The following is a 25,848-nucleotide window of genomic DNA, read 5'->3' as shown; positions in this document are numbered from 1 at the left end:
CGTGAAATCTATTAATTCATCGATAACAACTCAAGGCATTTTCATGTTTCCAAATCATAATATCCCGTAGTGCTTCTGGTTCTTCGACGACGATATTATCATTCATCCTCAACAGGTCTGAAATGAATTCATAATTAGGCTGTAAATAGAATGTTACCATAGCCTCTTCTTTGTCTGGTAAATGAACCACTTTCTGACTATGATGCAATGGCAAGGTTTCAAGATACTTATGCTGATTATCGTACGTGTGACAGACCACCTTTACTGGCTTTGAAAAGTATTCATCGCTGTAGTTGATGCCCACGATATCCTTGTAGCGCTTCAGTTTCTTCTCAAACTTCTTAGTATCAATTCCCTGCTCACGAACTATTTCCAGATCTGAAATGCGCTCAATTCCATAATTTTTGAAAATATCCTCGCCATCCTTGATGGCAATCAGATACCAGCGGTTTAGGTATTCCTTTAAGCGCAATGGCGTTACCGTATATTCCTTGACCTCGCCGCTATGAAAATTCTCTTTTTTGAATTTCAGTTTAAAGCCGTTATTCATTGCTTTTACGATTGTATTTATGTGATGTACTCCCTTAAGCTCACTACTATCATCTGGAATTATCCACTTTTCAAAGTGACTATAGTTTTTGAGGCCTTCCTCATAGATTTTGGCTAGCGAACTCAATTCTGCAAACTTGAAGAATCTAGAAAGCAGTTGTTCATCGTCTGCCAGTTCATAGCCGCGGTGCTGGTGATTATAGGAAATATCAAGACTGTAGTTTTCCTTTAAGGCCTTCAAATCGCGCTCTAAGGTGCGTTCTGTAACTTCCATATCCTTAGATTCCCTGAACCTATCGATCAGTCCTTGTTTAGTGATAAAGTTGTGTTGTTGAAGTAAATAAATGATAAATTCTAAACGTTCCAGTTGGTTGTAACCTGCCATGTGTTCTAATTTTTGATAAATATAAAGGCTTACTCCGCCAAAATATGTCGGCCCTATAAAATCTTTTTCATCCCCTCAAAATCCTATCGCCCTGCGTTCTAGTTTTTGGAAGGTCTGCTCTTCCTGATTGAAGATGTCAGTCAAAATTTGTGGCTCTGTAAAAAGTCTGTCGAATCCGAGCTTTCGCGAAAGCGAGTTTGACTTTTCTACATCCAGCTTGCCAAATTCATATTTAGCAATTAACCTGCCTCTGCGTAATAATGCCTTGTCCACATTTTTTAAATCTGTATTGAAGGAGCAGATGATCTGGATATTCAGGCAATCAGATAAGATCCCATCAGACAGATTTAGGATCGCGCTCACTGGTGAATTACCCTGATGGTCTCGACTGGTGACAATATTTTCTGCATCTTCTATGACTAGAATGCTATTGGGCTTATCAAGCAATAGTGTCATCAAGGCTGGACTGGTAAGGTCTGCTGCAATGTTAGGCGGCATGAAGATCACATCCTTGTTCACTTGCGCGATCAAGTGCTTGATGTAGGTCGTCTTCCCTGTTCCAGGCTCGCCGTGCAAGAGAATGATTCCCTTATCCATGTCTTTGTTTAATCGTTTTTTGATGGTGCGATCTGCCTGCAGGAAATCATCATTATAGTGTGTTTCTATCTCAAGATCTGTGCGCTTGATTTCTAGCCGGGTAAGTTCAAGCCCATTACGACCAGTATTCATGATGTTAATGAATGGCTTATCCATTTCCTTAGGTTTCATGCAGGTTAGTAATAGTTTATGGATCCTGCTGACGTATTTATACTGCGTCTGCGAGAAAAGGATGTGGACGTCTTCGCTCCTATGATTTAAGTAAACCAATACATCTTTTAATAAGAAGTAATAAACGTCATCATACTTTGAAATCTCATGACTATCAAAAGCTCTCCTGTTGTAATAGCTATTCCAACACTGCTGCTGGTAAGTTTTTAGAAACAAGAGTTTAAATCGCTCTACGTCGATCTCTGACTCTGCAATGGAATTGGGTATCTGTCCAGTAATTTGAACATAAAGCCTTTTATGGCTGAGGAACTCGCCGTGTATTCCTGAGCCCACCACGGAAAGATCTGGAATGGCAGCTTGGTTTTTCTTCTTTGAAAAGATCATGGTTGTTGAATTTTGACAAGAATAAAGGGTGTCATAGCCAGAACATGTCGGTATCACAATTAATCTTCATTTCGCTTTCGCGAAAGCAAAAAGAAACCAAACCACATCAAATAAATTTTTACACCGTCGCAATCTGTCGGTGTCAGCTTTTAGGTTTGTAACGTATTAGAAATTAAAACATCCGTTACATGGAACTTGCAAGGATTTGGGGGAATTCTGAAGGAGGAAGTGTAGCGGTTATTTATATCTCAGAAAGAGAAAACTGAAAAAATCAACTAAATAAAAATATTCCACAATGAAGAAAATAGAAATATCATTAACTGATGAACAATACGCTACTATCAAGAACGAAATTGAACGATGTTCTAAATTAAATATGGAAGAAACTGTTATGACAGGATCTAGTTTTACGGTCAGAGATGCATTTGCAGGATTCTCGTGGATGGAATTTGAGATGCACAAGAAAATAGATTTAGGTGACGTAAATTGGAAATTTGTTGAATAAACGGGACACTTTAAATCAATCGATTAGATAAATTAAAAATGAATTAAATGGCTAAAACGCTCCGTATAAAAGACGAACTTCATCAAAAGATAAAGGTGTTGGTGGATGGTCTGTCTCAGAATCTGAATCTTGTTAGCGAAATCAAATTAGATGTTGTGAAACGGCAACGATTTGAATTGGGTGCTGAAATGCGTGATGTTGAAAAAAGCTTGGAGCGTCTCGTTCAAAAATTGGAAAAGATGACAAAAAAAATTAAAAGTCATAAGGAACTAAGGTAAAGTCAAAGCTCATACTCGACTCTCGCTCAAACTGGTTATTAGAGTAATATCGCATATTGCGATCAGCGATTTTGCTTGTTGTCATCTACTTTGATTTGTGGCTTTATAAAAATACTTATCACCAATCCAACCGCCACGATCACATCAACAACATTCCACAACATTCTACCTAGAGCTAATTTAAAAAACGGCTGAAATAACAAGGCCAGAACAATATAGGTTATCATTAATGCTTGATTACCCTTTGCATTTTCGGTGTATGCGAGATACCCAAAGGCTACCATCGCTATAAAACGTACGGCTTCATAATAGCTGTAAGGCATGTCAATGAGACAGAGTAATAGTAAAATTGAAAGAATTATTTTAATGATCTTTTCCATGACTTCAACCATTTTCTGAATACTCGTAGCTCATAAACGTTCTAATTTATTCAATCGTGTTTGATAACATTGATAGTAATTCCGTTTAGTTTTCTCATCTAGGAATGAGGCCTCGATGAATGTTTTTACTTTGTTTTGTTTTGATGTCAACTCCGTAAAAACCTTCTCTAAAAGTTTCAACGGAATTCCTGCTTGCTCTCCCAGTATTAAAAAATGATTTTTCACTCTTCCTTTAGCCAATTCTTGCGGTAACAAACCATCTTCCAGCGCAAAATCTTTATCCTCTATGTGTAACCTACTATTTAATAAGTCATAAGCTGGGCATAACCTGAAATCTCCCAAAGGTGTTTCTATCAAAGAGAAATTTTTAAAATGCGCATCGCCATTTGAAAATAGATAATTGAACAAAACGAGTTTAAAAAGCTTTACGGACTCTACCGTATAGGCTGGTGTATATTTTCTTAATACTTCAAAAATATCAAGGTAATTACCAACGTATTTAAAGTTCTCGCCGTGCGTTTGCGGTGTTCTACCAGCGAGTGATGCAAAATCTTCTTGCGCCCATTTCTGGTCTAGATCATAGACATCAAATCTTTTTGTGAGATACGCTGGTGTGTTATTTTTAAAAAACACTATCGCATTTTCTGCAGTTTCTATTTGGAACACTTGTCTAGCAATTTGCATGGTCAAGTGCTCATTTGCTGGCATCTGGCTGGCGTTTTTACCTACATTAGGTATAGGTTTTAGAATGTATTGACCTTGCTCGCCTTGCTTAGTCAAACGCAATTTGTTCTTTTCTAGTAGTATAGAAAACTTTTCTTGAACTCCAGAAATAGATATCCTGCTGCGATTTTCTGTAAACAGCTCGTCCGTTAGTTCATTGCTCGCTGGAGCATCATAGGGCAAAAAAGCACTTACCTTCTTACCGTCAAACACGCGCTTTAAAGCTGTTGCACTGTAATCGCTATGGCCCACTTTGAGCGTTCCCGGACAATGGTTTATAACTAATCTATCCATTGCTCTCCACTTTTAAGATTTGAATGGCACCTATAGTATCATGCCTGGCAGTAGTTAGAAGGATTCCAAAATGATCTTCCAGATCTAGTCTGTTTTCAAAACAAACCGTTTGCTTGTTGGAGCCTTCTGGTAACATATTATAGAAACATGGGAATAGAAAATCAGACCGGTATTCTTGTTGTGTTTTAGCCAGCGTCAGACTGACGGCAGGCTTGCTGCTTTCATCGAACCACTGGTCTAGATATCTGAACACAAAACTACCGTCATCAAGCTGCGTGAGCCGTCCAGCTTCTTTCTTTTTATAAAACACCCTGGCGTCTCTCATTATTCAGCAATCAAGTTTTTAACGCGAAAGTTAAGTTCCAATCCCAACGCATCGCCCAGCTTTTGTAAGGTTTCCACCGTTGGGTTTCCCTTGCCACTTTCAAATTGTTTGAGCGTACGCAAGCCCACGCCAGAAAGATCTGCAAGCATTTCTTGAGTAACGTTAAGCATATCTCTACGTTGTTTAACGGAATTTATTAGATCTTCATAGTGCATTACATGGCTCTTTTTATGTAAATATAAAGTATTAGCCCTTTAAATAAGCCAATAAGTGCATCTTACTACACTTAAATGTGGAGATGCATCTTCAAATTGTGGTACTATTCAAACTTTTGAATGTCTTTATTCATATCTAGTTCGCTGTCCGCCTTATTCTGGCGAGGTCTGCTTTTATGTTTGCATTGATTTTAAGTTTGTTTTGAATGTTAGAATAAGCCGTTGCAGGGAAGCAGAAGGAAATTGGGGGATTTCTGAACGCGGAATTCTGGCGGGTTTTTGCTATAAAGGAGCGAAGCCATAAAGGAGTTTATACTTCGGGCAGGCGATATGTGAAAGCGAAAACCATTTGTCTTAACTTTTAAATCAGTCCGTCTCGATCTGGCGAAGTCGATATTTAGGTTTGTAACGTATTAGAAATTAAAACATCCGTTACATGGAACCTGGAAGGATTTGGGGGAGTTCTGAAGGAGGAAGTGTAGCGGTTATTTTAAGTATCCCAGAGAGAAATAAGCTGAAAGAAAATTCAACCGCAGAACTAAATTCCAACAATGAAGAAAATAGAAATAATAATATCTGATGAACAATACGCTACTATCAAGAACGAAATTGAACGTTGCTCTAAGATCAACATGGAAGAAACTGTGATGACCGGATTTAGTTTTACGGTCAGTGACGCATTTCCAGGAGCATTGTGGATGGAATTTGATATGCATAACAAAATAGACTTAGGAGACGTGAGCTGGAGTTTTGTTGATCCTGCATAAACAAATACAAAATCAAATAAGGAATCACCTATTTTTAAACAGCTCATTAAAAAGGTCTTCAAATGAATAAAAAAGTAATCAATACATATTTCAGGGAATTTATTATCAGTCATAAGGATGTGGGGTTCCTTGATGAATAGACCCTATTTTCGATAAAAGAGATTCAAGAAGATGTTTATGCTGAATTTGATTTGGCCTGGAATAACCTTATGGTTTTGGTTATAATTATAGAAAGAGTTTATGATGTTCAAAATATAATAACGCACGATAATTATGTAAGGTTTGAATTTGAAGATCAAAACAGTGTACAGGATAAAGGGTAGACAAAGTTTGAAGCCCTATATCTGGTTTGTTTTAAGACATTAAAAGAATACTGGGCCGAGGGCCAAACAACCGAGGTTTATGAAAATACAGAGTCTTGTGATGAATATAATTTAAAATAATTCTATGAAAAATGACTACCAGTCTCTTATAGATAGCCTATTTGGTTCAAACTATAAACACAGAACTTTGAGAACTGTATTTGACCCTTATTCAGCCGAATGGAAAGAAACCACTATTGATGAGAAGATTTCTATTCTGAAAAAGATTCTTTATAGCAAAAAAATCACCTTGCCTGATTTAATACTTTCCTATAAAACATATTACGCTAACGATCTTGCCAAGAAACATGTAGCAAAGGCTGTTGAGGACGGTTTGACTTTTTTACTTTCAAACTCTATTTAATAAGCTCTTTTCAAACTATTTATCTAATATCGCTGTTAGCAGTATCTGGGGAAACAGGTATAACTTTATGGCCTCAACAATCACTAACCAAAACTATTTTCCATGAAACAAAATCCAATTCAAAAAACTCAAATACTAGCTCATATTGAGAAGTTAGCTCTACAATTATTTCAAGAAAAAAAAATATACGCTAGAGCGGATATTGCATATGACTTGAAAAGTTCAGGAATTGATGGAGACTCTTCACTCATAGACGACCTTATTCACGAACTATTTAATTCAACCAAAAAGCCTGAAATTCAAGAAGCTATTGAACAAGTTTTCTATAATAATAATTTTACAAGATCGATAATCGATAATTCGGCTATAAAGCAGCTCATCAAATCTGGAGAATTGAACAAGGCTCACGAACTATTTATAACTCAAGAACAGAAAGTAAAGGATTTACTCACCACATTCTCCGGTGAAATGGGTGCACTCATTGAATATGCTGGAGCATTTGTAAAAGATAAAAACTTAGTTGCAAAGGTTACAGGAACCTATAAAGTAGAGAATGTGAAGAATAAAGCAGAAGCGCTTTATCAAAATTATTCTAAAATCGTATATGGTTATATTGATGCAAAACAGAGTGTTTTAAATTTGATTGAAGACTACTCTATAATTAGAACAGAGATTGTTAATCGTTATAGAGAAAATGTTACAAGACTTACAGACATTTTTGGCCCTGCGATTAAGGCAGTCGAGCCAGTAATTTTTGATTTTGATACTATAGAGTATTTGCAAGCAGATAAGATGCTTGAAAATATAGATCTGGAATTTGATTCAATAATGAAGTCATGTGAAGAGGTAGTCGCAATAATTAATGATTCGATTATTAATGATCTTTCACAATCCTCAAAACTTATAGGTAAAAGTAAAGATGCAAAAGCTGCTCTGGCTCTTGCTGGTGTTGCAATTCTCAAATCCCATTTGAAAGCAACAAAACATGCTACAAGATTGAACCAAGGTGTAGCATTAATGAGACAGAAGATGGATTATGATACTTCAAGTATTGAGGCAGACCTATTTAGATTACAACTTATAAATAAAACGATTAATGAAGTTTCAATACCTACTGCTCATATTTTTCAACGCAAGTTTGATAATTTATTTAATCGTGAATTAGAAAGTGTTTTTGAATTGTTTTATCAAACCGCGGCTTTAAAAGATCTCAAAGCCGAGAAGGACTCCCTATTAAGTGACTCGAATAATTTTAATAATCAAGTGGTAGATCATAAAAATCAGGTTTCAAATTATGAGAATCGATTAAGTTCTAATAAAATGTTACTAAAAGATTATCGAGAGTTATATCAAGAATCCTTAGCTCACAAGCCTAAAAAACCTAATGCAGCTAAAAGACTTTTGACATTAGGAGCAAAGCAAAAATCCTACCACCGCGATATTGATGAGTGGCACAAAATTTATGAACCAGTAATCAAAGCATATTTTGATATAAATGAAGATGTTAAAATTGATCAAGAAGAATTAGAACATCATCAACGAGCATTACAACTCAAGGAAATCCAGCTTAAGAAATTATCTCGCGAACTGGATAAAAACAGTACAGCTATTTTTAATACTATAAGCGAGGATGATAACATTCAAGAAAAGTTATCAAAACACTTAGTTCCCATTATAAATTTACTTAGAATAGGAAGAAAAGTAGCAGAATTAAAAATTGATAGTGAATTTCTTGCACCAATTAAAATTGAGCAAATGAATTTGGAAATACTACCAGATAGCACTATGCAGCGATTAAATGAGTTTACTCATTCTCTAAAAACCGAAATCACTACCGCGTTTAAAGAAGTCTCTTTAGTTGATACTATTGTACCTACAAAGAAAGATGAAGTAAAGACTGATGAAAATAATGGTTCTAATAACGCTAATAAAATTTCAAAATTAACAGAACTAACCTCAAAAAAGATCGCTTCTGATAATGTAGCAATTACAAAGGGTCAATCTCTTTTGATGGAAAAGCAAATATTAGATACGGCTTTAATCGCAATTGATATCGTGGAAGAAACCGCAAAACTCAAGAAATTAGAGATTGAAAACTTCTTAGCCCGTAATTTATATGAATCTAAATTAGAAGAATTAAGACAGCAGTTTAAAACTAAAGTAGATGCCGTGAATGATAGATCACAAGTTTTAGCTCAGGTCATAAAATCTATTAATACAAGCGAGCAACAATTACAGGTAGATTCGCTCAAAGAACTAATAGAAACAGAGGATGATTTCTGGATTACCGATATGGAGGTTATCGCTACGTTTAAGTCTGGTAAATCAATCACTATTTAATGGAACAGAATTTTACTCAAAGCAGCTCACGTAGAAAAAGTAATTATCAAGATCAACTTACGGAAGATCTAGGAGTCGATGTTACAGCAGCTCTTGCTAAAGAAAAGCAGCGTAAAACTCGTAAAAATGATCGACAGCTTAAAATCGAAAAAAGCAAATCTTACAAGCTCATAAAGTTTACGACTAAATGGATGGACAGGTATTTTCTAGATGGTATTATAGGTTTTATCCCAATTGTAGGAGATGCGATAACTATTCTTTTTAGCCTACCATTTTTATACGTATCCTTATTCAGAATTAAATCGATTCCATTATCGATGGCCATACTTTTTAATATTCTTGCAGATGTCACCTTAGGATTGATACCGTTTTTTGTGGGTGATATAGCAGACCTTTTCTATAGGTCGTACAAAAAAAACTTTAGACTTGTAACAGGTTTTGTAGAGGATGATCGCGCAATTATTAAAAAAGTCAATAAGCAAGCCGTTTTTTTAGCAATTGCTGTTTTAGTATTGAGCGTAGTAATTTATTATTTGATAGTTTTCATTTTCTCTTTTTTCGCAAGCACTTATGAGTGGATATGGAGCTTTTTTAATTAAGTCAAATTTATAATCTTAGATCACCTAACAGACCTTTAATCATTCACATTCTACGACCTCATATTTTTAATATCCTACTTTCGCGAAAGCGAAACAACTACAAACCCTACTAAATGGCCATAAAAAAATCAGAACTCTACGCTTTCCTTTGCGATAGCTGTGATAAATTAAGGGGTGCCGGCGGTATGGACGCCTCACAATATAAAGATTACGTACTGACGATGCTTTTTGTAAATTATGTGTCAGATAAATATGCAGGTAATGCAAACAGTCTGATCGAGGTACCACAAGGTGCCTCTTTTGAAGATATGGTGGCGCTTAAAGGTCAGCCAGATATTGGTGACCGCATTAATAAGGAAATACTGCGACCGCTTTTTGACTCTAACTGACTGGGTGGTTCGCTGGAAATCGTCGATTTCAACGATGACGAAAAACTAGGTAGCGACAAGGAGAAGGTAGAATTGCTTTCTAAGCTCATTGCCATTTTTGAAAATCCTGCGCTCAATTTTAAGAACAACCGTGCCGAAGATGATGACGTGCTAGGCGATGCCTACGAGTTTTTAATGCGTCACTTTGCAACGGAATCCGGTAAAAGCAAAGGCCAATTCTATACTCCTGCGGAAGTTTCGCGGATCTTTTCCAAAGTCATTGATGTCCACAAGGCAGACAAGCCTTCTTACAGTGCATACGATCCCACCTGTGGTTCTGGATCGCTGTTATTAAAGGTGGCTGGCGAGGCGCCTAACGGTTTGACGCTTATCATCATGTAAAGAGATGTTTTAGAAGGTGCGTAAAAATATCATTAACTATAAAAACCATCTTCTACTTAGATAATTTTAAATTCTTCATTGCAAAATATTTTAACGACTCTTAATTTTTATAAATTTAACGATCCACAGACCGTTGAATGTTAACCACTATAAGTAATGAAGATTTAATTGAGCGCATCGCCCATGATGATAGGAAGGCGTTTCAAGAAATCTATGAACGTCATGCCAAGAGGATGTTGGTTTATGCCAATAGTATCCTCAGTAATACAGCAGCAACTGAAGATATCGTTCAGAATATTTTTATAGGATTATGGTCTAAGAGAACAACAATACAAATCGATAATGTCAGCTCCTATTTATTCAGGGCAGTTAAGTTTCAAATATTCAAATACTTCAGAGATCAAAAATTCACAACGGAAGATCTCACCCGATTAAACATCCTGGACATCTCCATCGATTCCTTTAAAAAAATGGAATATGATGATCTAGAACGTTCCATCCATATCTATATAGAGGAATTGCCGCCACGTTGCAATCAGATTTTTAAGATGAGTAGGTTTGAATATATGTCCAATAAGGATATAGCTGATCAACTGGGTATTTCCATTCAAGCTGTCAAAAATCAAATAGGAAAAGCATTAACTCACGTGAAAAATCATTTGAAGGATGATGGGTTGGTCTATTTGTTCCTATTTTTATTCCGATAAGAAATTTTTTATTTTCCTTAAGATTACTGATTTGACAAGGGTTAAGCGTGTTTTTCTATTATATTCTTAAAAATAATTGACTTTGCACGTGTACCTTAATAGTTTTTCTGGTACTTACCTATGAAAGCCATATTACAAAATGCCTGGTATTTCAAAATTTAACTATGAATAAGCAAGAAGCAAAATCCCTCTTTTCCAAATATATTGATGGAACCTGCAAGGATCGGGAAACCCAATTATTGGAAGCTTTTCTGAAATCTTACCAACCTAGAGATGGCAAGAATCCTGTCAAAGAATTTGATCGGATGGATCAGAGTACAGTTAAGGTTTGGCAGGAAGTTTTGAATAGTATTGAAAAGGAAGAAGCGGTAGAAAAGAAGCCGATCTTTAAATGGAGCTATCTAGCTGCGGCAGCAGCGGTTGCTATTTTAATATTCGGTAGCATGTTTTTGTTCACGACTGATGGCGCGGTAGATTCAGAGAACCTAATCGTTGACACCCCTATTAATGCAGGGACTGATAAAGCAATTCTAACATTGGATACTGGTGAGGAAATCACTTTGGAAAAAGGCAGCACTTATAGCAATAGCAATGTAAATAGTACAGGTAACAGTTTAGTTTATGACGATGGCGCTTCCAAAGACAGCGAAACAATTTCCTATAATTTTCTAACTATTCCACGCGGTGGTCAATATTATGTTGTTTTAGGAGATCATACTAAGGTATGGCTCAACTCAGAAACCAAGTTAAAATACCCCCAGAATTTTGTTGATGGTCAGCCTCGTGTCGTTGAATTAGTCTATGGCGAGGCTTTCTTTGATGTATCCCCTAGTGAGGAGCATAATGGCCAGCATTTTAAAGTTTTGGCTAGAAATCAAACGATTGATGTACTGGGAACAGAGTTTAATGTAAAGGCTTATCAGGATGAAAAGAAAACATTAACCACTCTTGCCGAAGGAAAAATTGAGTTGGCAACTCAAAATAAAACAGTGACACTCAAACCTGGTCAGCAAGCTATTGTTGCATCTGATGCCGGTGGAATATCACTAAATGAAGTGAACATTTACGATGAGGTCTCTTGGAAGGAAGGCATCTTCAGTTTTAGAGGTAAAACGCTGACAGAACTAGCCATGGTTCTTTCAAGATGGTACGATGTGCAGTTCGTTTTTGAAAAACCTTCCTTAAAAAATGCCACATTTAAAGGAGTCCTTTCTAAAGATCAGTCCATAAAAGAAATTTTAGATGTCCTGACGGAAGCCAGTGAGATCCAAAGCTATCAAATCAAAAGAAATACCATTTATATAAAATAAAAAAGGGAAGAAGATTACACCGTCGAAAGCTTAATTCTTCATTCCCCTAGTCATTACTAATCAATCAAGTCTAATCAATAAGTAACATTCAAATTTATGGAAATTAAACCACCGAGTGTTTTTTTCAAGCCTCGAAAAAAACTAATGCTCTTCACTATGAGAAGTTTTCTTTTTCTTTTTTGCATTTCTGCTTTCGGATTTACTCCAGAAACGGTGACGTCGCAAAACACTACTGTTAAGATAGATAGGAACAAAACCATCACGGTGGACGAGGTGTTTGATCTAATTATGGAACAAACGGATTATCGTTTTGTGTACCAAGAAGGAATATTTAACGCTTTCGCGAAAGTGAACCTCAAGAAAGGCACCGTTAAAGCAAATGATCTTCTCAACGCGAGTTTAAAAGGCGGCAACTTTAGCGTGAGTCTATCGGACAAAAACACGATTATTATAAAATCAAGTCCTTATAAATATGTCGATCTGAAAATGCCCGAAAAGATCATCACTGGTATCGTTAAAGATCCGTCGGGAATGCCACTGGCAGGCGTGAGCGTGACTGTAGAAGGAACTAATCTGGGAGCGGTAACAAATTTTGATGGAGAGTATACGGTAAAGTTAAAGGACGGAGAATCCACTCTGGTATTTTCTTATTTGGGATATAAAACGGAGCGTGCTGTGGTGGAACAAACCACGGTGATAAACATAACGATGCAGGAAGATTTTGCTCAGCTGGAAGGCATCGTATTGATAGGATATGGCGAGCAAAAAAGAGAAGATGTCACTGGTGCAGTATCATCGATAGACACTAAAGAATTGGTACAATCAGCTACTGGATCTATAGGTTTTGATAAGGCTCTAGGTGGTCTCGTTAAAGGGGTTAATGTTTCACAATCTTCAGGTCGTCCAGGTTCTCCTGTACGTATCAATGTAAGAGGGATAACTTCTCCTCTATCTTCAAATGGATTGAACCAGCCGTTATTTGTTATCGATGGTGTTCCATTTAACCTAGATGCGATAGGTGGAACAAACCCCTTATTAACTCTTGACCCGACGAACATTGAAAGTTTTGATGTTCTTAAAGATGCAGCAGCAACATCCATCTATGGATCTCGTGGGGCAAACGGAGTTATCATCATCCAAACCAAAAAAGGAAAACGTAACCAAAAACCAAGAATAAGCACCTCATTTACGACAACAATTGCTGAGCCTATTAATACGGTGGATGCACTAAACGGCCCTCAATACAGAGCCTTTTATGATTTGCTCGTGAACAATTCGGTTAACGCTATTAACACAGGTCAGTTGGATGCATTTACAGCTTTTGATTTAGGAAATGTCGCAAATGTTGATCTTGATTTTGGAACATTCCAAGCGACAAATAATGGATTGCGCGATGACGTTTTCGGTACTGCAAATACAGACTGGAATAAGGAGGTTTTTAGAAGTGCAGCCATAACTAAACAAGCTAATGTAGGTTTGCTGGGTGGTAGTGAGAATACAAACTACTCAATGAACCTTGCCTTTATCGATCAAGAAGGATTGACGGTCAAAGATGAATTGCAGCAGTACACACTGGGAATGTCTCTTGATTCTGATATTAATGATTTCATTAAAGTAGGAAGTACGATCAACGTTTCTTATTCTGATGCTAAAAATGGCGAAAACACTGTGCTGGATCAGTTTACTGTGAATACATCCATCGCACGTGCAAGACCAGATCTACCAGTTTATGATGAGGATGGTAATTTATTAGCCCAGCCAGATTACCAGTTTGGTTTTGAAACTTTTGAGCCTAATCCATTGATGCGTTTAGGTAATAAAACTAGAAACAAGGCTTACAACTTTATTGGAAACACTTATCTAGAAATTGAGCCTATAAAAAGCTTAAAAATAAAGGCAGATGTTAATGCGGCTGTATTTAATACAAATAATAGCTCTTTCATACCAGGCTTCACTCAAACAAACTTTGGCTTCGGTGACAACGATTCTTTTCTATTTGAGGATCGCTCTACCGTTTCTAATATTACCACAAACCTGACGGCAAATTATAACTTTAGCTTCGGAGATCATAGGATGAGTGCATTAGCCGGTGCTGCCTGGGATAGAACTAACTTTGATACGAATACTCAATTCTATTCTGGTTTTCCAGATGAGGATATATTGATCAATGGCTCCTCAGCAGAAAATGTTTTGGGATACTCCAGCAGTAGACGAGAGTCGGGATTAAATTCCCTATTCTCTCGAGTTACTTATGCTTACAAGAATTTATATAACGCAACGGTAAACTTTAGAACGGATACTTCTTCAAAATTTGGCCCTGGTAATAAGAGAGCATATTTCCCATCGCTTTCCACCAGCTGGAATATTGCTAATGAAGAATTCCTTAGTGAAAACGAAAGCATCAATGATCTTAAAATAAGAGCAAGTGTAGGTCAAGTGGGATCTACAAACGTATCAGATTTTGTTTACCTACAGTTCTTTGAGACCAATTCCAGCGATATTTACAATGGAAGCTCTGCAATTGTTGCAAACAATACGTTCCCTAATAAAGATATAGGATGGGAAGAAACCAGCGAGGTCAATCTAGGACTTGACTTTGGATTCTTTAATTCCAGATTAAGAGGTAGTATCGACGTGTACTCCAGAAAAACGGAAGGCGCCTTGGTAAACACGCCTATCGCATTAGAACTGGGACCTAACACATATTTTGCAAACTTCATTGATGTTACTAACAAAGGTGTTGAATTAGGAATAGGAGGAGATATTATACAGACTGAAGATTTTACATGGAGTGCTAGAGCTAACTGGTCTTTAAATAGAAATAAACTGGTAAAATTGAATGGTGCGAGTATCAATCCTTTCCAGCTTGACTTCTTTGTTGAAGGAGAGCCTGTAGGAACCATTAAAGGTTATAAAGTAGCGGGAATTTTCCAGTCTCAAGACGAGGTTGATGCTGCTAACGCAGGATCTGCCACTGGTTTATATGATCAATTATCTACCGGTATAGGCGATTTTAAATATGTAGATGTAAATGGAGATGGACAAATCACTGCAGATGATCGCACGATTATAGGAGATATTGAATCATCATTCTTCGGTGGTATTTCTAACACTTTTACTTATAAGAACTTCAGTTTAACCTCACTATTCCAATATTCTGTAGGTGGTGAATCCATCTGGAATGCGATACCGCAAGAAGCGTTCAACGCATTAGGACCTAATAAATACAGTGAATATGCATTGAACACTTGGACTCCAGAAAATACGGATGCTCGTTATGCAAGAGCCCTTTATTTTGACCCTTCTCAAAGCAGTAGAGTTTCTGATAGATATTTGTTTGATAACTCTTATTTAAGATTAAAGAGTTTACAGCTCACCTACAACTTTAATCAAGCTACAATGCAAAAAATGGGCGTGGAGAACTTAAGACTCTTGTTAACGGGATCTAATCTAGTTACCTGGACTAAATGGCCAGGATTAGATCCAGAATCATTCTCTGAGCGTGGCGGTATCACCAGTCAGACAGGCAACGATGATCCTTACCCGCTAGCTAAATCATTCTCATTAGGACTACAAGTCCAATTTTAAAAAATCAAAAGATGAAAAATATTAAAAACAATATTCAAATATTAGTTTTTGCAGCAATAGCTTTTATCGTGAGCAGTTGTAGCATGGATGACATTCAGCCTATTAATCAGTTGGTTTCTGAAAACGCCATACGTGACGAGGCATCTGCACAACAAGTACTTAATGGAGTCTATGATTTAGGACGTGAATTTGATGTAAGTGGGTTTCCCATTTATGTTGCTGCTTACGGGAATGAAGGAGTCATTAACGGATTTCTATCAGGAGGTTCTACACCCTATAACACTAACAATATACCAGTAACCAATCGTTATTTGACAAACCTTTATAATGGGTTGTACAAAATCGTGAACCAAACCAATTTCCTAATTGAAGAATTAGAGGCTGGCAAAGCGGTAGGTATTGAAGAGGATCGTAAAAACATCATCATATCTGAAGCTAAGTTTCAAAGAGCACTTACCAACTTTTACCTGCTGAGATATTTTGGCCAATTCTATGACCTCAATTCTAATTTTGGAATCGTACTAAGTACAAATTTTTCTACAGAGTTGGAATCAAAACCTCGTGGTACGGTTAAGGAAGCGTACGACCTCATCGCTGCAGATCTAGAGTTTGCTGCACAGAATGGTCCAAAATCTATTGAACATTTTTATTCGGGAAGTACCGCTGCCAGAGCATTACTTTCTAAAGTTGAATTATATCGCGGTAATTATGATATCGCTGCAAGCCTAGCACTTGAAGTCATTAATAATACAGATGGCTATTCCCTTGAGTCTAACTATCAAAACATCTTTATTAACAAGTCAAATTCCTCTGAGGTTTTATTTGCCCCATTTACGGGCCCAGGAGCAGAAGGTGGTACGCAAATGAGCCAGGTAAATAGAACTACTTACAGTGAAACGCTTAGAAGTATTGCTGACAACCAGGTGGGAACAGGAAGTGATGGATCACTTAGCGGTGTTGGAAGTGGCTATGATGCAAGATTTAGCTATGCTTATTCTGGAGCAACCAAAGGTGTGAAATCAAATGGAAAATATCCTTATAATGACTTTACGAACAGTGAGAACAACACACTATACCACTTACGATTAGGCGAGATTTATCTAGTACATGCTGAAGCTGAGGCAAGAAGAACCGGAGGCGATCTTGCAACGGTTGCACTAGGTAGTTTAAATACCATAAGAAATAGAGCTGGAGCAACGGATAAAGTGTTTACCGACAAAGCCACGCTTCTTGAAGATATCCGTCAGGAGAAGTTATTGGAACTATTTTTTGAAAATGGAGAGCCTTATTATGATTTGGTTCGTTATGATCAACTAGGCGATATCTCTGCTGCAGCAATAAAACCAACTTTAACCACCAAAGACAAATTTATTTTCCCGTACACAACAACTGCCATTACTGGAAATAATGCCCTAATACAAAATCCGGGATACTAATTTTTAAAACAAACAACAATGAAATATCTATCGTTATTATTTATGTGCCTAATCCTTGCTTCCTGCAAGAAAGAAGAACAACCGCCTAAAGATTATGCCGTCATCCACGGGAAAATCAGCAACCCTACAGAAGGATTAGGTTTTAGGCTGTACAATCCAGCCACCAGTAAATCAGTAACTATTCCAGTTGATAAGAATGGTGTTTTTAGAGACACTTTAAAACTGGAAGAACCAGCCTCTTTCAATGGGGTTTATGAAAATGTATTCGGGATCTATCTAGAAAACGATATGGATCTAGAACTCACATTTGACAAAGAAAATATCACAAAAACCATTGCTTTTTCAGGGAAAGGAGCCGAGGAAAATAATTTTCTTAGAGAGAAAAACAAACGCAGTGGGGTTTTAATGGGTGAAGATTATAAGGAATACCTAGCTCTTGACGATGCTGCTTTTGACCGTAAAACCGACGATTATAACAATGGCCTTATAGAGATATTAGATGCTAAGAAAGAAGTGATGTCCCCAGAGTTTATCACATTACAAAAAGAAAATCTTCAAAATTTCAAGACAGACATTACTGCGCAGCACAAAGAACAGTTAGAGATTAATAGCAAGCTTAGCAAGGGAATGCCCTCTCCACCTTTTACAGATTATGTAAATTATAGTGGTGGAACAAATGACCTTGAAGATTACCGTGGTAAATATGTTTACATAGACATATGGGCGACCTGGTGTGTTCCCTGCATTGTTGAAATGCCCTACATGAATGAGATTGAGAAGGAATATGCTGACAAGAATATCCAGTTTATCGGTCTGTCCATTGACGATCCTGCAAAGGATGAACAAAAGTGGCGTGATATGATTGTAGATAAAGAACTTCATGGTACACAATTGCTGGCTGATAATCAGATAGATTCTAAATTTGTAAGAGACTATTACATATATGGAATACCAAGATTTATTTTGTTAGATCCACAGGGAAACATCATTACCTATGATGCTCCTCGCCCTAGTGAACCACGATTGAAGGAGCTTTTCGACTCTTTAGACATCTAGTCCACTCCTCAATTTAGAGTCTTCCATCGGCATTTTATGGATACCGATGGGAGGCTTTTTTTACTTTAATTTCTCACTATCATCCTGGATATAACCTCTAGGAATAAGCTCTTTTTTGCCCTATCCAGCGAGAATACTGCTTGATAATTACTAACAAATCGGTCTATGAAGAATCTAAGTTGCACTACGGTATGCATGTATCTTGTTTGCCTTTTGATGGTTTCCGCTTTCGCGAAAGCGCAATCCCCATCAACCCTATTTACAAAAACACGAGCTCTAGAAGGAGTGGAAGAATACCTTTACACGCCTAACGGTTTGAAAATTCTACTGGTGCAGGATAAGGCAGCTCCCGTAGTAAACGTACAAATGGTCTATATGGTAGGCTCGAAACATGAGGTCACCGGCAACACAGGATCCACCCATTTACTAGAACATTTAATGTTTAAGGGAACCGATAAGTTCAATCGGGAAAATGGGAATTCAATCGATACTGAATTGACGCGCATAGGTGCACAAATGAATGCGACCACCTGGAACGACCGGACCAATTATTATGAGACGATCCCCAGTGACAAAGTGGAACTGGCTCTGGAAATTGAGGCAGATCGCATGCGCAACTTATTATTGCTGCAGGAAGATAAAGATGCGGAAATGACTGTTGTGCGCAACGAGTTTGAACGTGGTGAGAACAACCCCAACTCTGTGCTGGGAAAAGAAATATGGGCAACGGCTTACATGGCTCATCCTTACCATCACGCTACCATAGGCTGGCGATCTGATATTGAAAATATGCCTATGGAAGACTTGAGGGACTTTTATGATACGTATTACTGGCCTAATAATGCCTATCTAACAGTGGTAGGAGATTTTGATAAGAAAGAACTTTTTGAAATGATCGATACGCATTTTGGAAAAATTAATCGCTCCACCCATGAGATTCCATCGCCTAATACGGAAGAACCAACACAATACGGGCCTAGACGTGTCACTATTAAAAAAGCAGGCGAGAGCAAGGTGGTACTTCAAGGTTTTAAAATTCCCGGAGTTTCTCACGAGGATTATCCAGCAATTACGGTGTTGGCAGAATTGTTAGGTGGCGGTCCATTATCTTCCCTACACCGCGAACTCGTTGACGGTGGCGAGGCATTTTATGCCTACGCCTCTGCATCAGAATTTCAAGAAGTAGGTCTTTTAACAGTAGGGACAGGATTTGATGTTTCTAAAGAAAATGAAGATCTAGACAAGCGATTGATTGATGTAATCGAAGAGTTTAAAAAGAACGGCGCTCAACAAAAAAATGTTGACAGGATTGTAGCAAACAACAATGCGCAAGCCATCCTTAACCGTGATGGTGCTGGCAGCATTGCAGCAGATCTTGCAGAATATATTGCCGGTGGCGACTGGACCGATTATATCAATGGAAGCAAAAAACTTCAAAAAGTTACCGCTGCAGATGTGGACAGAGTCGCAGTAAAATATCTGGTTGAAGATCAAAGTACCACGGGATATTTCATCCCTAAGTCCAGCGGTTCCAACCCAGAAACTACAGCGAAAGCTACTCGATTTACCACAACCTCATCGCCAAACTTTTACCGCGATCCAGCACTCTTTAATAACTTTGATAATCCATCAATCCAGACTGATGAGGTGACGATCACTAAAATATTAAAGGATGACTCCGGTTTCAATAGAAAAACGATTGCAGGAATTGATGTGATTACCAAAAAAACAGGTGCCAAAGGTTTTCTAACCGTGGCAGCAAGTTTTCCCATTGATGCCTATTTCGGCAAAGCTAAAAATGAAATGATTCCCAGTCTCACTGCAGCAATGCTTTCTAAGGGAACCACTAAAAATGATAAGAGCACGCTTTCGCGAAAGCTGGAGCAACTGGGCGTATATATTTACATAGGCGCGGACGATGACAAGGTAAGTATGAGTTTCAAATGCTTGTCAGATGATGTGGATACTGTGGTACAAATTCTTGCGGAGGAATTACGTTCTCCTTTATTTGATGAGAATGAATTTGAGTTGTTGAAGCAACAATATGTAGGTCAATTGCAACAAGGTCTCTCTGATCCTGGTACACAAGGGCGCATCATGCTGGCACAAACGATCTATAAAGAAGGACACCCTAATTATTCCTATAGCATACAAGATCGAATTGACAACACACAAAACGCCACCATCGCTGATGTGAAGACGTTTCATCAAACTTATTTTGGTCCTAAAGACATGCATCTGGTAGCAGTAGGTGATGTAAATAATAATGTCATCTACAAAACATTGAATTCTCATTTTAAGAACTGGAAAGGTGGAACAGCAAGAGACGTCAAGAAGAAATCAATGACAAAAGTAGAGGGCAAAACCACGGTAATTTCCATACCAGAAAAACCAAGTGCTGAATTTTTTATAGCGCAATACACAGGACTGGATAGATTAAATCCAGACTACCTCCCTTTTTACCTAGGCAACTTTATTCTAGGTGGCGATTTCTCTGGTAGATTGATGTTGAACGTGCGTGATAAAGAAGGGCTCACTTACGGAATCTACAGCGCGCACAGTGGGCACCAGTTTACTGGCGGTCACTGGATGATCAACGCATCTTTCAACCCAGAACTTTTACAGAAGGGTGAAGATGCCACCATGAAGCAACTCAAAAAATGGGTAGCAGATGGAGTAACTTCCACCGAGTTACAGAACGCAAAGTCAAATCTAAATGGTAGTTTTAAGATAGGACTTGCCACTACTACAGGAATGGCTGCTAACATTCTTTCTGTCGTGGAGCGTGGGGAAGATCCATCCTATGTCTATCAATATTCTAAAGATCTCAATGCCGTTAGCGTCGAGCAGGTAAATGATGCCATCAAAAAATATATTGATTTGAATAAACTAGTAATCATAAAAGCGGGATCTCTCGATCAAAACGGAGAGCCACTTAAAAAGTAGAGTTCGCCCTCTATCTCACCTTATAAAAACAGTATGTTATGAGACATTTTCTTTTTCTTGGTTTTTTACTCTTTGCATTTGTCGCTACGGGACAGATTTTCAAACCCGTCACATGGTCGACATCTGTGGAGCAAATTTCTGAGAATGAATATGATCTAGTCGCAAATGCTACCATTGATCCGGGATGGCATTTATATTCTCAAAGCGTTCCAGAAAACGGTCCTATCCCGACCACTTTTACTTTTAACGAGGTCACCGGTTATGAATTGGTTGGTGATACGCGAGAAGAAAAAGGGGTGACGATTAATGACCCTGTTTTCAATATGGTGATTACCTTTTTTGGGAACAGTGCTAGTTTCAGACAACGCATTAAAGTGAGTGACGGTTCCCTTGACCAGATCACGGGCGAGGTAGAATTCATGGTCTGTGATGATGAGCGCTGCCTCCCTCCTTCCTACGTTGATTTAAATTTTGATTTATCAACCGCCACTGAGGCTTCTGCATCAGCCATGTCTGCAGATATCACACAATCGATAGAAGATGACAACAGCGGTGAAAGTGCTGCAGTAGCACAGATTGAAAAGGAGGAAAAACAAGAATCAAACAAAGGACTGTGGGCCATTTTTATTATCTCCTTTATTTCAGGTTTTGCGGCATTGCTTACACCCTGTGTATTCCCGATGATTCCCATGACAGTGAGCTTTTTTACAAAGCAAAGCAAGAGCAAGGCTAAGGGAATTAAGAATGCTATAATCTATGGTGCCTTTATCGTGGTAATTTATGTGCTATTAGGTACGGCGGTCACCGCCATATTTGGCGCAGATGCCCTCAATGCGTTATCCACCAGCGTCTGGTTCAATGTCATTTTCTTTTTATTATTGATTGTATTTGCACTTTCCTTTTTAGGCGCGTTTGAAATCATGTTACCTAATAAATGGGTGAATAAAGTAGATAAGCAAGCAGATCGCGGTGGCCTGGTAGGAATGTTTTTTATGGCACTGGCACTCGCTATCGTTTCCTTTTCCTGTACGGGACCTATTGTGGGAACCCTGCTGGTAGAGGCGGCTTCTAAAGGTGGGATCGCTCCCATAATCGGCATGTTAGGATTTTCCCTAGCGATTGCATTACCCTTTGCTCTTTTTGCAGCATTTCCTGGATGGCTGAACTCGCTGCCTAAATCTGGCGGGTGGCTCAACACGGTCAAGGTGGTTTTAGGTTTTCTAGAATTGGCACTAGCATTTAAATTTCTTTCACAAGCAGATCTTGTGTTGCAATTACATTTCCTCGAACGCGAGGTTTTCCTTGCGATATGGATTACTGTTTTTGGAGCGCTGGCGCTGTATCTTTTGGGGAAAATCCAGTTGCCCCACGATTCTCCAATGACTAAAATATCGGTAGGAAGGCTGTGTCTGGGCTTGCTGGTCGCTGCATTTACCGTTTATATGATTCCCGGACTTTGGGGCGCGCCTCTCAATCTGATCAGTGCATTCCCACCACCGTTAGATTATGCAGAATCGCCTTACGGTGTTGGGAATTCTAAAGTGGGATTAGGTTCTGGAGGCGCCGTACAGGAAATTCCTGATGGCGCACATTTACTGGCTCCGCATCAAATTCTAGCTTTTAATGATTATGATAAAGGGCTCGCTTACGCTAAAAAAGTGAACAAACCCATCATGCTGGACTTTACGGGATGGGCGTGTGTTAATTGTCGCAAGATGGAGCAAAACGTATGGCCTAAACCACAAGTATTGCAGCAGTTGAAAAACGATGTAGTACTGATCTCTCTTTATGTGGATGATAAACGACCGCTACCGGAAGATGAGGTAACCGAATCAAAACTAAGACCAGGCAAAAAACTGAAATACATAGGTCAAAAATGGAGCGAATTCCAGACCATTCGTTATAAAACCAATACGCAGCCATTTTATGTATTGATAGGACTTGATGAGGAAAATTTGAACGAACCAGTAGGTTATACTCCTGATTATGAAGAGTACGATCAATGGCTCAAAACAGGAATTGAAAACTTTAAGCAATGATAAAAGAGGAACTAATTATCGAGCAGAACGAGAAAAACACCACATCTCTAGAGAATTATTTTAAACCATTCAGAACGGGCATTGTTGGAAGGGATTTTCATTTTGACACGGTTTATGGTTCGCAAAAAATGCTTTATGCAGATTGGATCGCCAGTGGTAGATTGTATCAGCCCATTGAGGACAAGATCTGTAATGGTATAGGTCCCATCATGGCAAACACGCATTCGTTTTCCAGCGAGAGCGGTAAGGAAACTACCTATCACTATCACGAGGCTAGGAATATCATCAAACAACATGTAAATGCATCTGGTGATGATATTCTAATCACAACGGGAACTGGCATGACTGGGGCGCTCAATAAATTATTGCGCATTCTGGATCTCAAAGCTAAAAATGATTCCAGCTTATACGATAGTATTAACGATAAGCCCGTCATATTCCTAAGCCACATGGAACATCACTCTAACCAGGCCTGCTGGTTTGAACTAGATGCAGACATTGTCATATTACCGCCTAACGAGGAATTGCTCATCCATCCTGAACATTTAGAAAATCAACTGAATAAATACAAGGATCGCTCGATAAAAATAGGCTCCTTTACCGCTTGTTCTAACGTCACGGGCATTAAAAGCCCATATCATGAGCTGGCCAAAATAATGCATAAGCATGCTGGTGTCTGCTTTGTTGATTTTGCAGCATCAGCACCTTATGTTTCTATGGATATGCATCCTGAGAATCCAGAAGAAAAGCTGGATGCAATATTCTTTTCCCCTCATAAATTTTTAGGAGGTCCAGGAAGCTGCGGTATTCTTCTCTATGATAAAAAACTCCACAAAAAAACAACTCCAGATCAACCTGGTGGCGGGAATGTAAAATGGACCACCCCTTCTGGTAAACAACAATACCATGACGATCTTGAAGTGCGGGAGGATAGTGGTACACCTGGAATACTTCAAGTGATGCGCGCGGCTCTAGTAATTAAACTCAAGGAGTCCATGGATCCTGATAAGATGCATGCAAGGGAACTCGAGTTATTGAAACTGTTCACAAACCAATTCAAATCAAACTCCTCCCTACATATTTTAGGGAGTCAAAACGAAAACCGAATAGGTTGTATTTCATTCAATATTGAGGGGATGCACTACAACTTGGTGGTTAGATTGCTTAATGACCGTTATGGAATTCAAGTGCGCGGCGGGTGGTCGTGCGCGAGCACTTATGCTCATTATCTGCTGGATATAGATACAGAAACCTCAATGGGCATAATGAATGATATCGAAGCTAAAAACTTAACCGATAAACCGGGATGGGTGCGGGTATCACTACATCCAACTCTTACTAATGCCGAGCTGCTGTTTATTACAAATGCGATAACAGCCATTATTGACAACCAGAAAGAATGGGCGCAAGATTACAAGTACAATAAGCAATCCAATGAATTTGATTTGGTTAATACGTCAGGCAACACAACACATAGCAAAGCAGATTTCTTTAGCTTTTAAGTTTGCAGGCGATAGGAAATGATATTTTGCTTTCGCGAAAGCGAACTCTTCATCATTATGCTATTCAATCCTCTAGACCGTGAAATTCTTGATACCTTTATAACAATTTGAATTGTGAACATGGAAACGAGTTTTTGTCGCAATTATATTGATTTTAGAATATGAGTTTCTTAGAAGTAGTTTTATTAGTAATTAATATTGTGGCTTGCTTGCCCACGATAGCTTCCACTACTAAGTTTGATTACTGGTGGATAAGGGGTTTTGATTTTCCTAGAATACAAATCTCTGTTTTCATATCTATATGCTTGATTCTAAGCATTATTTTTTATGATTTTAATACTCCATTGCATTGGGTCGTAACAGGCTTAGTCCTTGTCAGTTTAATTTATCAATTGTGGCATATCTTACCCTATACCATTTTTTGGAAACGCCAAGTCAAAAGATATAGTGGGCCGGATAACGACAATGAAATAAGCATTCTAGTCAGTAATGTTTTGACCACAAATCGCAACTATGGTAAGTTTATTGATGTAGTTACTTCTCGAGATCCAGATGTATTCTTAACATTAGAATCAGATAGGAAATGGGAAGATGCACTTGAACATCTAGAAGCAGATTATCCCTATACGGTAAAAGAACCGCTGGATAATCTTTATGGTATGCACCTCTATTCCAAATTACCTTTAGAGGATATGCAGATACGATTCCTGATCAAGGATGATATCCCATCGTTTCATGGTTATTTAAAACTGGATAATGGAAAGCGCGTTAATATTCATTGCTTGCACCCACGACCGCCTAGTCCTTCTGAAAGTAAAACCTCAACAAATCGAGATGCAGAACTATTATTAATGGGTAAAGAGATTGATAAAGATGCCGAATTAGTTTTGGTATTTGGTGATCTTAATGATGTTGCTTGGTCCCGTACTACTAAAGTTTTTCAAAAGATTAGTGGGCTTTTAGATCCCAGACGTGGACGAGGGTTTTTTAATACCTTCAGTGCTGACTATAAATTACTGCGCTGGCCGCTGGATCATATTTTTCACACTAATGATTTCACCCTTGTAGAAATGGCGAGAGAAAAGAACATAGGATCCGATCATTTTCCTATTTACGTCAAACTAAATTATACTCCCGAAGCCCAGTGGGAACAAGAAGATCTAGATGCCTCTGAAAGCGATGAAAAATGGGCAGATGAAAAGATCAAGAAAGGTAAGGATCGTAATTAAGCGGTTTTTTTGCATGAGGCAAGAATC

Annotated in this window: 23 protein-coding genes; 17 read left to right on the top strand and 6 right to left on the bottom strand. The window is 38.2% G+C overall.

Features of this window, described 5'->3' with window-relative positions:
• Nucleotides 1-16 precede the first annotated feature (16 nt).
• Both IQ282_RS07170 and IQ282_RS07165 read right to left on the bottom strand, forming a co-directional pair.
• Nucleotides 17-934 (bottom strand): helix-turn-helix transcriptional regulator, encoded by a 918-nt coding sequence (locus IQ282_RS07170; protein WP_194851169.1) that lies wholly within the window; start codon nucleotides 932-934, stop codon nucleotides 17-19.
• Between the two features lie 75 nt (nucleotides 935-1,009).
• On the bottom strand, nucleotides 1,010-2,086 hold the full coding sequence (locus tag IQ282_RS07165; protein WP_194851168.1) for an AAA family ATPase: 1,077 nt from the start codon (nucleotides 2,084-2,086) through the stop codon (nucleotides 1,010-1,012).
• Nucleotides 2,087-2,381: 295 nt separating this feature from the next.
• On the opposite strand from IQ282_RS07165, the gene IQ282_RS07160 reads away from it, so the two are divergent.
• On the top strand, nucleotides 2,382-2,591 hold the full coding sequence (locus IQ282_RS07160; protein WP_194851167.1) for a hypothetical protein: 210 nt from the start codon (nucleotides 2,382-2,384) through the stop codon (nucleotides 2,589-2,591).
• A 47-nt stretch (nucleotides 2,592-2,638) separates the two neighbouring features.
• On the top strand, nucleotides 2,639-2,869 hold the full coding sequence (locus tag IQ282_RS07155) for a hypothetical protein (RefSeq protein WP_194851166.1): 231 nt from the start codon (nucleotides 2,639-2,641) through the stop codon (nucleotides 2,867-2,869).
• Nucleotides 2,870-2,931: 62 nt separating this feature from the next.
• Here the strand turns inward: IQ282_RS07155 and IQ282_RS07150 are convergent, their stop codons facing one another.
• The 4 genes from IQ282_RS07150 to IQ282_RS07135 are packed head-to-tail and all read right to left on the bottom strand — an operon-like array spanning nucleotide 2,932 to nucleotide 4,806.
• Nucleotides 2,932-3,249 (bottom strand): DUF6804 family protein, encoded by a 318-nt coding sequence (locus IQ282_RS07150; RefSeq protein ID WP_194851165.1) that lies wholly within the window; start codon nucleotides 3,247-3,249, stop codon nucleotides 2,932-2,934.
• 30 nt (nucleotides 3,250-3,279) lie between these two features.
• The gene (locus tag IQ282_RS07145; protein ID WP_194851164.1) at nucleotides 3,280-4,266 is read right to left on the bottom strand and encodes a type II toxin-antitoxin system HipA family toxin; all 987 of its coding nucleotides are present in this window, start codon (nucleotides 4,264-4,266) and stop codon (nucleotides 3,280-3,282) included.
• On the bottom strand, nucleotides 4,259-4,591 hold the full coding sequence (locus IQ282_RS07140) for a HipA N-terminal domain-containing protein (RefSeq protein WP_194851163.1): 333 nt from the start codon (nucleotides 4,589-4,591) through the stop codon (nucleotides 4,259-4,261). The genes IQ282_RS07145 and IQ282_RS07140 overlap by 8 nt, the downstream gene beginning before the upstream one ends.
• A complete protein-coding gene (locus tag IQ282_RS07135) occupies nucleotides 4,591-4,806 on the bottom strand; it encodes a helix-turn-helix domain-containing protein (protein ID WP_194851162.1) in 216 nt (71 codons plus the stop codon). The genes IQ282_RS07140 and IQ282_RS07135 overlap by 1 nt, the downstream gene beginning before the upstream one ends.
• 551 nt (nucleotides 4,807-5,357) lie before the next feature.
• Between IQ282_RS07135 and IQ282_RS07130 the strand changes: the two genes are divergently transcribed.
• The 15 genes from IQ282_RS07130 (at nucleotide 5,358) to IQ282_RS07065 (ending at nucleotide 25,821) form a co-directional block, all read left to right on the top strand.
• On the top strand, nucleotides 5,358-5,573 hold the full coding sequence (locus tag IQ282_RS07130; protein WP_194851161.1) for a hypothetical protein: 216 nt from the start codon (nucleotides 5,358-5,360) through the stop codon (nucleotides 5,571-5,573).
• 447 nt (nucleotides 5,574-6,020) lie between these two features.
• On the top strand, nucleotides 6,021-6,299 hold the full coding sequence (locus IQ282_RS07125) for a hypothetical protein (RefSeq protein WP_194851160.1): 279 nt from the start codon (nucleotides 6,021-6,023) through the stop codon (nucleotides 6,297-6,299).
• Between the two features lie 102 nt (nucleotides 6,300-6,401).
• Nucleotides 6,402-8,639 (top strand): hypothetical protein, encoded by a 2,238-nt coding sequence (locus tag IQ282_RS07120; RefSeq protein ID WP_194851159.1) that lies wholly within the window; start codon nucleotides 6,402-6,404, stop codon nucleotides 8,637-8,639.
• On the top strand, nucleotides 8,639-9,238 hold the full coding sequence (locus IQ282_RS07115; protein WP_194851158.1) for a DUF4112 domain-containing protein: 600 nt from the start codon (nucleotides 8,639-8,641) through the stop codon (nucleotides 9,236-9,238). Before IQ282_RS07120 ends, IQ282_RS07115 begins: the two co-directional genes overlap by 1 nt.
• A gap of 113 nt (nucleotides 9,239-9,351) precedes the next feature.
• Nucleotides 9,352-9,627, top strand: coding sequence for a type I restriction-modification system subunit M N-terminal domain-containing protein (locus IQ282_RS14975; RefSeq protein ID WP_228547260.1), 276 nt, complete (start codon nucleotides 9,352-9,354; stop codon nucleotides 9,625-9,627).
• 72 nt (nucleotides 9,628-9,699) lie between these two features.
• The gene (locus tag IQ282_RS14970; protein ID WP_228547259.1) at nucleotides 9,700-10,008 is read left to right on the top strand and encodes an N-6 DNA methylase; all 309 of its coding nucleotides are present in this window, start codon (nucleotides 9,700-9,702) and stop codon (nucleotides 10,006-10,008) included.
• A 137-nt stretch (nucleotides 10,009-10,145) separates the two neighbouring features.
• Nucleotides 10,146-10,715, top strand: a complete 570-nt coding sequence (locus IQ282_RS07105; protein ID WP_194851157.1) for an RNA polymerase sigma-70 factor — start codon at nucleotides 10,146-10,148, stop codon at nucleotides 10,713-10,715.
• A gap of 164 nt (nucleotides 10,716-10,879) precedes the next feature.
• A complete protein-coding gene (locus IQ282_RS07100; protein ID WP_194851156.1) occupies nucleotides 10,880-12,025 on the top strand; it encodes a FecR family protein in 1,146 nt (381 codons plus the stop codon).
• Nucleotides 12,026-12,181: 156 nt separating this feature from the next.
• Nucleotides 12,182-15,613: a SusC/RagA family TonB-linked outer membrane protein gene (locus tag IQ282_RS07095; RefSeq protein ID WP_228547258.1), complete on the top strand. Its 3,432-nt coding sequence runs from the start codon at nucleotides 12,182-12,184 to the stop codon at nucleotides 15,611-15,613.
• Between the two features lie 11 nt (nucleotides 15,614-15,624).
• Nucleotides 15,625-17,049, top strand: a complete 1,425-nt coding sequence (locus IQ282_RS07090) for a RagB/SusD family nutrient uptake outer membrane protein (RefSeq protein ID WP_194851154.1) — start codon at nucleotides 15,625-15,627, stop codon at nucleotides 17,047-17,049.
• 18 nt (nucleotides 17,050-17,067) lie between these two features.
• On the top strand, nucleotides 17,068-18,105 hold the full coding sequence (locus IQ282_RS07085; RefSeq protein WP_194851153.1) for a TlpA family protein disulfide reductase: 1,038 nt from the start codon (nucleotides 17,068-17,070) through the stop codon (nucleotides 18,103-18,105).
• A 165-nt stretch (nucleotides 18,106-18,270) separates the two neighbouring features.
• Nucleotides 18,271-21,051 carry a M16 family metallopeptidase gene (locus IQ282_RS07080; protein ID WP_228547257.1) on the top strand — a complete coding sequence of 927 codons (2,781 nt, stop codon included), beginning with the start codon at nucleotides 18,271-18,273 and terminating at the stop codon, nucleotides 21,049-21,051.
• A 38-nt stretch (nucleotides 21,052-21,089) separates the two neighbouring features.
• Nucleotides 21,090-23,090 (top strand): protein-disulfide reductase DsbD family protein, encoded by a 2,001-nt coding sequence (locus IQ282_RS07075; RefSeq protein ID WP_194851152.1) that lies wholly within the window; start codon nucleotides 21,090-21,092, stop codon nucleotides 23,088-23,090.
• Nucleotides 23,087-24,592, top strand: a complete 1,506-nt coding sequence (locus tag IQ282_RS07070; protein ID WP_194851151.1) for an aminotransferase class V-fold PLP-dependent enzyme — start codon at nucleotides 23,087-23,089, stop codon at nucleotides 24,590-24,592. The genes IQ282_RS07075 and IQ282_RS07070 overlap by 4 nt, the downstream gene beginning before the upstream one ends.
• A gap of 161 nt (nucleotides 24,593-24,753) precedes the next feature.
• The gene (locus tag IQ282_RS07065) at nucleotides 24,754-25,821 is read left to right on the top strand and encodes an endonuclease/exonuclease/phosphatase family protein (RefSeq protein ID WP_194851150.1); all 1,068 of its coding nucleotides are present in this window, start codon (nucleotides 24,754-24,756) and stop codon (nucleotides 25,819-25,821) included.
• The last annotated feature ends 27 nt before the right edge of the window (nucleotides 25,822-25,848 follow it).

It is taken from the genome of Nonlabens antarcticus (assembly GCF_015356755.1).
GTDB classification, from domain to species: domain Bacteria; phylum Bacteroidota; class Bacteroidia; order Flavobacteriales; family Flavobacteriaceae; genus Nonlabens; species Nonlabens antarcticus.
Note: the sequence above shows the minus strand (reverse complement) of the source record. Positions and strands in the feature narration are given on the sequence as shown.